Annotated in this window: 10 protein-coding genes; 6 read left to right on the top strand and 4 right to left on the bottom strand. The window is 74.3% G+C overall.

The genetic code is table 11. The annotated features are described in order from the left end of the window. The 4 genes from PLP61_RS10460 to PLP61_RS10445 form a co-directional block, all read left to right on the top strand. On the top strand, positions 1–937 hold a 937-nt coding region (locus tag PLP61_RS10460), incomplete at its 5' end, for a dihydrolipoamide acetyltransferase family protein (RefSeq protein ID WP_324502654.1). A 177-nt stretch (positions 938–1114) separates the two neighbouring features. Then, the gene (locus tag PLP61_RS10455) at positions 1115–2053 is read left to right on the top strand and encodes an ABC transporter ATP-binding protein (protein WP_324502653.1); all 939 of its coding nucleotides are present in this window, start codon (positions 1115–1117) and stop codon (positions 2051–2053) included. Then, positions 2050–2802, top strand: coding sequence for an ABC transporter permease (locus tag PLP61_RS10450; RefSeq protein ID WP_324502652.1), 753 nt, complete (start codon positions 2050–2052; stop codon positions 2800–2802). The genes PLP61_RS10455 and PLP61_RS10450 overlap by 4 nt, the downstream gene beginning before the upstream one ends. A 153-nt stretch (positions 2803–2955) precedes the next feature. Then, entirely contained in the window at positions 2956–3732 is a 777-nt protein-coding gene (locus tag PLP61_RS10445; protein ID WP_324502651.1) for a GntR family transcriptional regulator, read from the top strand. 22 nt (positions 3733–3754) lie between these two features. On the opposite strand, the gene PLP61_RS10440 is transcribed toward PLP61_RS10445, so the two are convergent. Genes PLP61_RS10440 through PLP61_RS10430 form a run of 3 tightly spaced genes read right to left on the bottom strand, consistent with a single transcriptional unit; the run spans position 3755 to position 8398 of the window. After that, positions 3755–5455: a SulP family inorganic anion transporter gene (locus PLP61_RS10440; RefSeq protein ID WP_324502650.1), complete on the bottom strand. Its 1701-nt coding sequence runs from the start codon at positions 5453–5455 to the stop codon at positions 3755–3757. Between the two features lie 56 nt (positions 5456–5511). Then, positions 5512–6846 (bottom strand): MBL fold metallo-hydrolase, encoded by a 1335-nt coding sequence (locus PLP61_RS10435; protein ID WP_324502649.1) that lies wholly within the window; start codon positions 6844–6846, stop codon positions 5512–5514. A 40-nt stretch (positions 6847–6886) separates the two neighbouring features. Continuing rightward, entirely contained in the window at positions 6887–8398 is a 1512-nt protein-coding gene (locus tag PLP61_RS10430; RefSeq protein WP_324502648.1) for a carboxyl transferase domain-containing protein, read from the bottom strand. 175 nt (positions 8399–8573) lie between these two features. On the opposite strand from PLP61_RS10430, the gene cysK reads away from it, so the two are divergent. Together cysK and cysE are read left to right on the top strand one after the other, a co-directional pair. Next, positions 8574–9506: a cysteine synthase A gene (cysK, locus tag PLP61_RS10425; RefSeq protein WP_324502647.1), complete on the top strand. Its 933-nt coding sequence runs from the start codon at positions 8574–8576 to the stop codon at positions 9504–9506. 19 nt (positions 9507–9525) lie between these two features. Then, entirely contained in the window at positions 9526–10254 is a 729-nt protein-coding gene (gene cysE / locus PLP61_RS10420; protein WP_324502646.1) for a serine O-acetyltransferase, read from the top strand. A gap of 7 nt (positions 10255–10261) precedes the next feature. Here the strand turns inward: cysE and PLP61_RS10415 are convergent. Next, the coding region (locus PLP61_RS10415; RefSeq protein WP_324502645.1) for a hypothetical protein at positions 10262–11502 on the bottom strand (1241 nt) is incomplete at its 5' end.

Raw genomic sequence — 11502 nt, 5'->3', positions numbered from 1 at the left:
CGTCCCCGCGACCGCCGCGCCGCCGATCCCGCCCGACGACGTCCGCGCCCTGGCCAAGCCGCCGGTGCGCAAGCTGGCCAAGGAGCTCGGCGTCGACCTCGCCGCCGTCGCCCCCTCCGGCCCCGGCGGGACGATCACCCGCGCCGACGTCGAGGCGGCCGCAGGCTCCGTGGCGTCGTACGACGAGGGTGCCCGGCCCCTCCAGCCGTCGGTCGGTGTGGCGGGGGAGCGGGAGCGGCGGGAGCCGGTCAAGGGCGTGCGCAAGATGATGGCGCAGGCGATGGTGGCTTCGGCGTTCACCGTCCCGCACGTCACCGAGTGGGTCACCGTCGACGTGACCCGGACGATGGAGCTCGTCGAGCGGCTCCGGGCCCGCCGCGACTTCGCCGACGTGCGGGTCTCCCCGCTGCTGGTCCTCGCCCGTGCGGTGATGCTCGCCATGCGGCGTACCCCCGAGATCAACTCCTTCTGGGACGAGCAGGCGCAGGAGGTCGTCTACAAGTCCTACGTCAACCTCGGTATCGCGGCCGCGACCCCACGAGGGCTGGTGGTGCCCAACGTCAAGGAGGCCCAGGCACTGTCGCTGCACGACCTGGCCGCCGCCTTGGGTGAGCTCACCGAGCGGGCCCGGGAGGGCCGCACCCAGCCGGCCGAGATGAGCGAGGGCACCTTCACCATCACCAACGTGGGCGTCTTCGGCGTGGACTCCGGGACGCCGCTGATCAACCCCGGTGAGTCGGCGATCGTGGCCTTCGGGGCGGCGCGCAAGCAGCCGTGGGTGGTCAGCACCGAGGCGGGCGACGAGATCGCCGTGCGCCAGGTCGCCACGCTCGCGCTGGCCTTCGACCACCGCCACATCGACGGTGAGAAGGGCTCGCGCTTCCTCGCCGACGTTGCCGGGATCCTGGAGGACCCGGCCACCGCGCTGCTCTACTGACCCCCCTCCCCGTTGAGTCGCGCCCCGCACCCCGTTGAGTCGCGCCTCGCGCCCCGTTGAGTCGCGCCTCGCGCCCGGTTGAGTCGCGCCCCGCGCCCCGTTGAGTCGCGCCCCGCGTGACCGGCCCCACCAGCCGGCAGGCTGGCGGCCGCGCAGCAGCGGGGGCAGCATGGTGGGATGGGCGCCGCCGTCGAGGTGGAGGGGCTCGCCAAGCGCTACGGCGGGACCGTGGCAGTGGACGGGATGTCCTTCCGGGTCGAGGAGGGCGAGATCGTCGGCCTGCTGGGCCACAACGGCTCCGGCAAGACCACGACCGTGGAGTGCGTGCAGGGGCTGCGCCGCCCCGACGCCGGCGTGATCAGGGTCCTCGGGTTCGACGCGGTCACCCAGCGCCGCGAGGTGCGACGCCTCATCGGCAGTCAGCTCCAGGACTCCGCGCTCCCCGACCGGCTGCGTGTCGGCGAGGCGCTGGAGCTCTTCTCCACGCTCTCACGGCGCAGCCGGCCCTGGACCGCGCTGATGGAGGACTGGGGGTTGTCCGCCCTTCGGCGTACCGCATTCGGCGACCTTTCCGGCGGACAGCGGCAGCGGTTGTTCGTGGCGCTCGCGCTGGTCGCCGACCCGCGGGTCGTGATCCTCGACGAGATGACCACGGGACTGGACCCGGTCGCCCGCCGGGTCGCGTGGGACCTGGTGGCGCAGGTACGTGACCGGGGTGCCACGGTGCTGCTGGTCACCCACTTCATGGACGAGGCCGAGCGGCTGTGCGACCGGCTGCTGGTGGTACGGCGCGGCCGGCTGGTCGCGGACGGGACGCCGGTCGGTCTGGTCCGCGCGCACCTGCCGGCCCAGCGGGTCCGCTTCAGCATGCCGCCAGGGACGGACACGGCGTTCCTGCGCGGCGTGCCAGGGGTGAGGACCGTCGAGCGCGTGGGGGCCTCGACCGTCGTGGTGACCGGGAACGGGCCGCTGCTCGCCCGGGTCGGGCACGCGTTGGTGGATGCGGGCCACGAGCCGGAGGACCTCGAGCCGGACACCCCGACGCTGGAGGACGCCTTTCTCGCCCTGACGGCGGAGGACCCGCCCGATCCTCCGAGGGGGCGGGTGGCCCGGTGAGAGCGTTCCGGGCCACCGCCTGGGTGGAGCTCAAGCTGCTCGTCCGTGAGCCGCTCACGGTGATGTTCGTGCTGGTGCTTCCGGTGGTCGTCCTCTACGTGCTCAACGGTGTCTTCGGGGCAGATCCGGCCGACCCGGCGGTGTGGGAGGGCGAGTCGGCCATCGACTTCTACACCTCGGCGTACGTCGCGCTGGTCGCAGCGACCGCGGGTGTGCTGTCCCTGCCGGTCCAGCTGGCGGGCTATCGCGAGAAGGGGGTGTTGCGGAGGTTCCGCGCCTCCTCCATGCCGGGTGCAGTGCTGATCGGTGCCCACATGTGCGTGGCGGTGGTGGTGGCCGCGGCCGGGGCCCTCCTCGTGACCGTCACCGCGCTGGTCGGGTACGACGCGCAGCCGCCGCGATCCTGGCCAGGTGTGGTCGTGGCGTTCCTGGTGGCAGCGGTGGCCTTCGCGGCCCTGGGCTCGCTCCTCGGTCTGCTGCTGCCGACCGCTCGTGCCGCACAAGGGCTCGGTGTGCTGCTGTTCTTCGTGTTCATGATGGTCGGTGGATCCGGCCCTCCCGTCGAGGCCCTGCCCGAGGGGCTCCAGCGGGCCAGCGAGCTGCTCCCGGCGACGTACGCCGCGGCGTTGGTGCGCGCTCCCTGGCTGCACGCGAGCTGGGACTGGGCGGCGACCGTCGTGCTCACGGTGATGCTCGTCGGGTCGTTGTCGCTGGCCGCGTGGCGGCTAGCGCGCGAAGAGCTGGGCTGAGCACGAGGCGCGACTCGGCGGGGCACGGGGCGCGACTCGACGGGGCACGAGGCGCGACTCGACAAAGGTACGGACATATACTGGACGAGGCGCCGGGGTCGTCGTCACCTCGACGACCGGCCCGGTCGGCGCCCGCTCGGCCGAGTCGCGGAGGTGTCGGTGCAGCACGGGCTCACAGCGACACCTCGGCTGGACCGGGCGGCGAGGGAGCCGCTGTGGTGCCAGCTGCGCGACGACCTGCTGCGGCGGCTGGAGGCGGGCGGGTTCGCCGAGCGCTTCCCGGGGGAGATGGAGCTGGTCGAGGAGTACGCCGTCAGCCGGCACACCGTGCGCGAGGCGTTGCGACGGCTGCGGGACGACGGGGTGATCGTCTCCTCCCGCGGCCGCTCCTCGGTGGCCAGACCCGGCGCGGTCTCCCAGCAGCTCGGCGTGATGTACTCCCTCTTCCACGAGCTGGAGTCCCGCGGCATCGAGCAGCGCAGCACGGTCCTCGCCGCGGACCGTCGCACCGACCCTGAGGCCGCCGCACGGCTCGGGCTGCCGCCCGGCACCGAGCTCGTCTACCTCGAGCGGGTCCGGCTCGCCGACGACGAGCCGATCGCCTGGGACCGCGCCTGGCTGGACCCCGAGCTGGGTACGCCGCTCCTGGGGGCCGACCTCGGCCACACCGGGCTGTACGACGAGTGGCAGCGCTCCGCCGGTGTCCGTCTCACCGGGGGCCGGGAGCGGATCGGTGCCGTCGTCCCCTCACCGGCCGAGCGCCGGCTGCTCGCCCTCCCGCGCGGGGAGGCGGCGATGCGGGTGGAGCGGACCGGCTGCCTGGGTGAGCGCCCGGTGGAGTTCCGGGTGACGCTGGTGCGGGGCAGCCGGTTCAGCTTCTCCGCGGAGTGGGAGTCTGGGCGCGCCTACCACGTCGACGTCACCGACTGAACGACGCAGAGCGCAGGCGGCGTCACGCAGGGTGCTCGACGTGCGGGCCCAGGGTGACGCCGAGGGAGTCCACGGCGTGGGCGACCGTGGTGTGCACCCGCCCGGCCCGTTCGGTGGCGCGGAAGCAGGCGTTGCGCTCCAGGATGTCGCGGACCGGCCCCCGCAGGGCGGCCAGGTGGACGACCACGCCCGCCTGCTCCAGGTCGGTGCAGAGGTTCTGCAGCATCTCCACGCCGGTGAAGTCGGCGGTGGTGATCGCGGAGCAGTCGAGCACCAGCCAGCGCGCCGCGGGTCGGCTGCCGACCACCTCGGTGACCCGGTCGGCGATCGGGCGCGCGCTGGCGAAGGTGAGGGGCGCGTCGATGCGCAGCACCACCAGGTCGGGGGAGGTGAGCACCTCGTGGCGCAGCACGTTGCGGTAGACCTGCTGGCCCGGCATCCGGCCGAGCTCGGGGATGTGCGGCCGGGCGGTGTGGCGGAGCAGCAGCACGACGCTGACCAGCACCCCGACGCCCAGCCCGGGCGCAGGTCCCAGGACGAGGGTGGCCACGAAGGTGACCAGCAGCGCGACCAGGTCGCCGCGCCGGACCCGGCCCATCGCGATCGCGGCGCCCACGTCGACGAGGGTGGCCACCGCGACCATGATCACCGCCGCCAGGGCCACCTTGGGCAGGTGGGCGAGCAGCCCGGTGGCGGTGAACAGGGCCACCAGGATCAGCGCCGAGGCGATCACCCCGGAGAGCGGGCTGCGGGCGCCGGCGTTGAAGTTCACCGCGCCGCGGGAGAAGCCCCCGGCCACCGGGAACCCGTGCGCGAGACCGGCGCCGGTGTTGGCCAGGCCGACCGCGATGAACTCCTGGTCCGGGTCGACCCTGGTCCGGGTACGCCGGGCGAAGGCGGTCCCGGTGCTGATCGACTCCATGTAGGAGATCAGCGCGATCGCCGCGGCGGAGGGCAGCAGGGTCCGTACGTCGCCCCAGCCGACGTTCGGCACGCCAGGGACGGGGAGGCCCGCGGGGACCTCACCGACCAGGGAGAGCTGGTCACCCCAGCCCGCGGCCCACACCACCAGGGTGAGCACGGAGACCACGACGAGCGGTCCGGGGACGCGGGGCGCCCAGCGCCGGAGCGCCACCAGTGCCAGGATCGCGGCCACCCCGAGCAGCGTGGTGAGCGGGTCCACGGTGGAGATCGCGTCGCCGACGTTGCGGACCGCAGCGACGAACGTCGTGGCCGGTGCGGTGACGTCCAGGCCGAGCAGGTCCTTGAGCTGGGTGGCGGCGATGGTGAGCGCCGCAGCGGAGGTGAAGCCGCTGATCACCGGCGCCGACACGAAGTTCACCAGCGCGCCGAGCCGGACGGCTCCCGCTGTGACCTGGAGCACCCCGACCATGACCGCCAGGGCGCTCGCCAGGGCCAGGTACGTCGTGGGGTCGCCCGCCGCCAGCGGGCCGACCGCGGCGGCGGTGAGCAGCGAGTCGATGGCCACCGGCCCCACCGAGATGTACCGGCTGGTGCCGAAGACGGCGTAGACCACCAGCGACACCACGGCGGCGTACAGGCCGGTGATCGGCGGGACCCCGGCCAGGGCGGCGTAGGCCATCGCCTGCGGGATGACCAGCACGGCGACGGTGGCGCCCGCGCGCAGGTCGGCCAGCAGGTCCGGCCTTCGGTACTCCGGCAGCCAGGCCAGCAGCGGGACGAAACGGCGCAGAGAGCTCATGGTGAGGCCCGTCCCCGGGCGGCCGCGAAGGCGGCGCAGCCACCCGGGTCGGTGCGTCAGGCGGGCTGCCCGACCAGGTCGGTGACGCCGCCGGGGTTGAGCACGCGGACGTCGAAGCCCTCGGCGGTCAGCCGGCTGGCCGCGATCACCGCTCGGCGGCCGCTCCCGCAGGCCACGAGGACCGGCTTGGCACGGTCCAGCTCCTCCGACACGCCCTGGGTGAACAGGTCGGCGACGAACTGCTCGACCGCACCTGGGTAGCGCACCTCCGCCCGCTCGCTCGGCATCCGCACGTCGAGCACCTGCATGTCGCCGTGCTCGGCGAGCCTGCGGGCGGTGGCGACGTCGACGAGCTCGAAGTCGGAGTGCAGGGCCGCGCCGGAGACGTCGGTGACCACGCCGACGACGTTGTCGAACTGGATCTGGGCCAGCTGGTTGATCGCGGCGTCCACGTCCTGGTCGGGGTTGGCGACCAGGACCACCGGCTCGTCGTACGGCACGAGCCACCCTGCCCAGGAGCCGAAGTCGTCGGCCATCTCGATGGCGACGGTGTCCTTCAGGACGCCCTTGGCCTGGTCCTCGCGGGGGCGCAGGTCGATGACGTGCACGTCGGTGCGGCCCTCGACCTCGGCCACCGCCAGCCGCGGCACCTGCCGCTGGGGCAGCGGCTTGACCCCGAGCGTGTTGGCCGGGCCCATGAACTTGTAGAACGCGGGGATGGGCATCGGCGCGCGGAGCATGGTCTCGGACAGCTCGTCGGGGGTGGCGCAGGCCAGCAGCGGGTTGGCCGCGATCTCGTCGCGGATGGTGGAGGTGAACTTCCCTGCTCCGCTCGCCGTGCAGAAGGAGCCCTCGCCGTGGGTGGGCAGCAGCTCGACGTCACCGGGCAGCTGGGCCAGGCGGTTGATCGAGATGTACTGCAGGCGGGCCAGGGTGTCGGCACGCTCCGGGCCGAGCAGGTCGGGTCGCCCGGCGGAGCCGACGAGGAGGCTGCCGCCGGAGAACAGCGCGACCTCCTTGCCGTCGATGAGCACGAGGTAGCTGGTGTGCTCGGGCGTGTGGCCGGGGGTGTGGATGGGGCGGATGGTCAGCCCGTCCTCGGCCTCGAGGTCCTCGAGGTGGAAGGCGGGCACGTGCCGGTACGCCGCGGCGGCCGCGGCCGGCAGGACCAGCTGCGCGCCGGTCCGCAGCGCGGCCTGCTCGCCGCCGGAGACGTAGTCGTTGTGCAGGTGCGTCTCCAGCACGAACTGCAGGTTGATGGAGCGCTCCGCGGCCGCGCCCAGGAAGCGGTCGATGTCGCGCTGGGGGTCGACCAGGATGCCCTTGCCCTCGTGCTCGAGCAGGTAGGTCTGGTCGCCGAGTCCCGGCGTGCGGAACGAGATGATCTCCATGCGTCCTCCTTGAATACCCTCTGGGGTATAAATGTACGGACTATTTCGCTGTGGTCAAGCCGAGCCCCCCGGTCGGCCCGGCGAAGCGTCGGCTGCGGGTCTCCGCGGTGCCCGGTCCGGCGGCCAGCAGCGCGGTCAGCTCGTGCTCCAGGACGGCGCCGGTCCGCCGGCAGAACGCCTCGGGCTCGTCCGCGGCGTCGGGCCGCTCCGCGACGACCCGGTCCACCACTCCTCGGGCGGCCAGGTCGAGTGCGCGCACGTGCTGGGCCCGGGCCATCTCGGGCGCGTGGGCGGTGTCGCGGTGGACGATCGCGCTCGCTCCCTCGGGGGGCAGCGGGGACAGCCAGGCGTGCTGCGCCGCGACCACCCGGTCCGCCGGCAGCAGGGCCAGGGCGCCGCCGCCGTTCCCCTCGCCGAGCATCAGGCACAGCGTGGGTGCCTCGAGGGTGACCAGGTCGGCCAGGCAACGGGCGATCTCCCCGGCCAGGCCGCCGTTCTCCGCCTCCGGGGAGAGCGCGGCCCCCTGGGTGTCGATCACCGTCACCAGCGGCAGCCCGAGCTCCCGCGCGAGCCGCATGCCGCGCCGGGCGACGCGCAGCGCCTGCGGTCCCAGCGGCTCGCCGACGGCCTGCCCGCGCCGGCACTGGCCGAGGAACACGCAGGGCGCCTGCCCGAAGCGTGCCAGGGCCATCATCAGCCCGGGGTCGGTCTCCCCCTGGCCGGTGCCGTTGAGCGGGACGACGTCGCTCGCGGCGTACTTGAGCAGGCGGCGCACTCCGGGCCGGTCGGGGCGGCGGGAGCGGAGCACCGCCTCCCAGGCGTCCACGTCGGGAACCGGCTCCTCCGGCGGGGTGTCGACCGGCGGCAGGGAGTGGCGCGGCGCCAGCAGCACCCTCAGCGCACGGTCGAGGATCGAAGCGATGTCCGCCGGTGCGACGACGGCGTCGACGATCCCCCGGGCGTAGAGGTTCTCGGCGGTCTGGATCCCGGGCGGGAACGGCTCCCCGTAGAGCGCCTCGTAGACGCGGGGGCCCAGGAAGCCGAGCAGGGCCCCCGGCTCGGCCACCGTCACGTGGCCCAGCGAGCCCCACGACGCCATCACGCCGCCGGTCGTGGGGTGCCGCAGGTAGACCAGGTAGGGCAGTCCGGCCCGGCGGTGCGCGGTCACCGCCGCGGTGATCCGCACCATCTGCACGAACGCCGGGGTGCCCTCCTGCATCCGGGTGCCGCCGCTGACCGGCGCGGCCAGGAGCGGCAGGCGCTCCCGGGTCGCCCGCTCCACGGCCGCCACCAGCCGGTCGGCCGCCGCCCGTCCGATCGAGCCTCCCAGGAAGCCGAACTCGCCGACCAGCACGGCGACCCGGCGCCCGCGCATCAGTCCCTCGCCGGTGAGGACCGACTCGTCCGCGCTGCTTCGCTCGGCGGCCCGGCGCAGCTCCTCGGCGTACTCGGGCCCGACCTCCGTGCGGACCGGCGGCGCGTCCCACGACTGCCAGGACCCGGGGTCGAGGACCAGGTGGATCAGGCCGCGTGCCGAGAGTCGCTCGCTCACCGTGGCAGCGTAACTCCGGGGTCGTGCCTCCTCACCGGGCCGGGGGTGTGGAGGGCCCCGTCAGCCGGGCGCGGAAGTCGCCGGCGCCCGGTGGGGGGTCGGAGCAGGCCTGATTGTCCAGTAATTCACCAGAGTTTCTTTTGCGGATTCGGCGACGGGGTGCGAGAGTCGTGCCATGCGCATCGCCCACGACGTCACCGAGCTGGTCGGCCACACCCCGCTCGTCAGGATCCGCAAGGTCACCGACGGGGCCGCCGCCCAGGTGGTGGCCAAGCTGGAGTTCTACAACCCCGCCCACTCGGTGAAGGACCGGATCGGCGTGGCGATGATGGACGCCGCCCAGCAGGCCGGGCTGGTCGGCCCGGACACCATCGTGGTCGAGCCCACCTCGGGCAACACCGGGATCGCACTGGCCATGGTGTGCGCGGCCCGGGGTGTGCGGTGCGTGCTCACCATGCCCGAGACGATGAGCGTGGAGCGCCGGATGCTGCTGCGGGCGTACGGCGCCGAGCTGGTGCTCACCCCCGGGCCCGACGGCATGGCCGGCGCCATCGCCAAGGCGGAGGAGCTCGCCGCGTCCGACCCGCGCTACTTCATGCCCCAGCAGTTCGCCAACCCGGCCAACCCGGAGATCCACCGGCGGACCACCGCGGAGGAGATCTGGGCCGACACCGACGGGCAGGTCGACATCCTGGTCGCCGGCGTGGGCACCGGGGGGACGATCACCGGCGTGGGCGCGGTCCTCAAGGAGCGACGCCCCGGGGTGCAGGTCGTGGCCGTGGAGCCGGAGGCCTCGCCGGTGCTGTCCGGGGGGGCCAAGGGGCCGCACCCGATCCAGGGCATCGGGGCCGGGTTCGTGCCCGACGTCCTGGACACCTCGGTGTACGACGAGGTGGTCCGGGTGCCCGCCGACGGCGCGATGCAGATGGCCCGCCGCGCGGCCACCGAGGAGGGCCTGCTCGTCGGCATCTCCTCCGGTGCCGCCCTCTGGGCGGCCCGGGCGGTCGCCCAGCGTCCCGAGAACGCCGGCAAGCTGCTGGTGGTCGTCATCCCGTCCTTCGGCGAGCGGTACCTGTCCACCCCGCTGTTCGCGGGGCTCGCCGACTAGCGCCGAAGGAGGAGTCGCTGTGGCCCGCATCCGCCGGCCCGGGTCGGTGCTCGAGGCTCTGCGCCGCGACATCGACTGCGTCCTCCAGCGCGACCCGGCCGCCCGCAGCGGCTGGGAGGTTGCGCTGCTCTACCCCGGAGTCCACGCCGTCTGGGCGCACCGGGTCAGCCACCGGCTCTGGGAGCGCGGCGCCCACCTGCCGGCGCGTGCCCTCTCGCAGGCCGCCCGCTGGGCGACGGGGATCGAGATCCACCCGGGGGCCCGCCTGGGATCCGGGCTGTTCATCGACCACGGGTCGGGCGTGGTGATCGGGGAGACGGCGGTGGTCGGCTCCGACGTGACGATCTACCACGGTGTGACCCTGGGCGGCACCAGCCTCGCGCACGGCAAGCGGCACCCCACCGTCGGGGACCGGGTCACCATCGGCGCCGGCGCCAAGGTGCTCGGGGCGATCGACGTCGGCCACGACAGCCGGATCGGGGCGAACTCCGTCGTGGTGAAGTCCGTGGGCGACAACTCCGTCGTCGTGGGGGTGCCGGGCCAGGTGCTGGCCCGCACGCGCGAGCACACCGCCGCCGACCTGCCCGACCTGGACAACGCGACCGTCCCGGACCCTGTCGGCCGGGCGGTCCGCTCGCTCCTGGACCGGGTCGACCGGCTGGAGACCACGGTGCTCGGGCAGCCGCGCCAGGCCGGCCGCGACGACGCAGACGGCTTCGTGTGGGAGACCCCGGACTACTCCATCTAGCGACGGCTCACGACCGGCTCGCGCCGTAGCCCAGCAGCGCCGCCAGGCCGAGCGCGCTGCGCGGCTCGTACGCCGCGCGCCACAGCCCGCCGTGCGCGGCCTGGTGCGCCTCCGCCTGCCACGGGTGGGCCACCGCCGGCGGTTCGGTGTGCAGGTCGTGGACGAGCAGGGCGGCCATCAGCACGCGGGTGGTCGCCGGCTCGAACACCCGGATCCCGAACCGGCCGGCACCGGCGTACGCCGCAGCCAGGGCCCGGTTCTTCAGCACCGAACGGGTCCGTGTCGGCGGGGCGACGTTGAGCGAGACCCGCCGCCCCTCCGCGGCCTCGGTGGTCGCCCGCCACCGCTGCAGCCGCTTCGCGAGGGCGTAGTTGGGTCCCTGCTGGGGCACCAGGCAGTCGTTCAGGCCGGGCTCGGCGCCTGGCCGGTAGGCGCGCCGCAGCAGCCGCCCGCCGCTCACGGTCCGCAGCGCCCGGGCCGGTACGGCGGTGAGGGGCGAGCGCGACTCGTAGGCCCGCACGGAGTGGGCCACCGCGTCGCCTGGCACCGCGAACACGTCGGTGGGGGTGGCCAGGAACGCCAGGGTGAGGTCGGGCCGGTCCCCGCGCAGCATCGTTGCCAGCGCGTCGACCGAGGCGGTCGCCCGGACGTGGGTGCCCCCGTCGGCGTACAGGTAGTTGCCGAGCACCAGCGAGCCCGGCAGCTCGCGCACCCAGGCGGCCACGTCGGGGAGCTCCGAGATCAGGTCGAAGCCGGCTCTCCTCTCCAGCGCCGGGCTGCCCTGGTGCGTCGGAACCAGCAGCCTGCCGGCGCCCTCGGCCGCGCTCTCGAGCACCCGCGACCAGATGTCGGGCCGGCGCAGGTCGATGCCGGCGACGGTGGCGCCCCAGCGCAGCAGCGGCGAGGTGGGCCCGATCTCCGCGCCCGCTCCGAGCGCGACCAGGGTCCGCCCGGGCAGCGACAGCCACTCCGGGTGCGCCGCCACCGTCCGCACCGACTCCGCCACCGACGGCTCGAGGATCCCGTCGGCGACCCAGCGGTCCAGCTGTCGGGTCAGTGCGTCGCCACTCAGCAGCGTGCCGTGGACCGGGACGGCGAGCTCGGCGGGCGGGCGGTGCCGGCCGGTGACGGTCTCGACGGCCGTGCGCACGGTGCCGGCCGGGCGTACGTCGGGCAGGGGGATCTCGTCCAGGCCGCGCTGCCAGCGCATCGCGCCGGTGGCGGCCCCCAGGCCGGTGGCGGCGATGG

Origin of the sequence: Nocardioides sp., from assembly GCF_035429765.1 — a bacterium.
Taxonomy (GTDB): domain Bacteria; phylum Actinomycetota; class Actinomycetes; order Propionibacteriales; family Nocardioidaceae; genus Nocardioides.
Note: the sequence above shows the minus strand (reverse complement) of the source record. Positions and strands in the feature narration are given on the sequence as shown.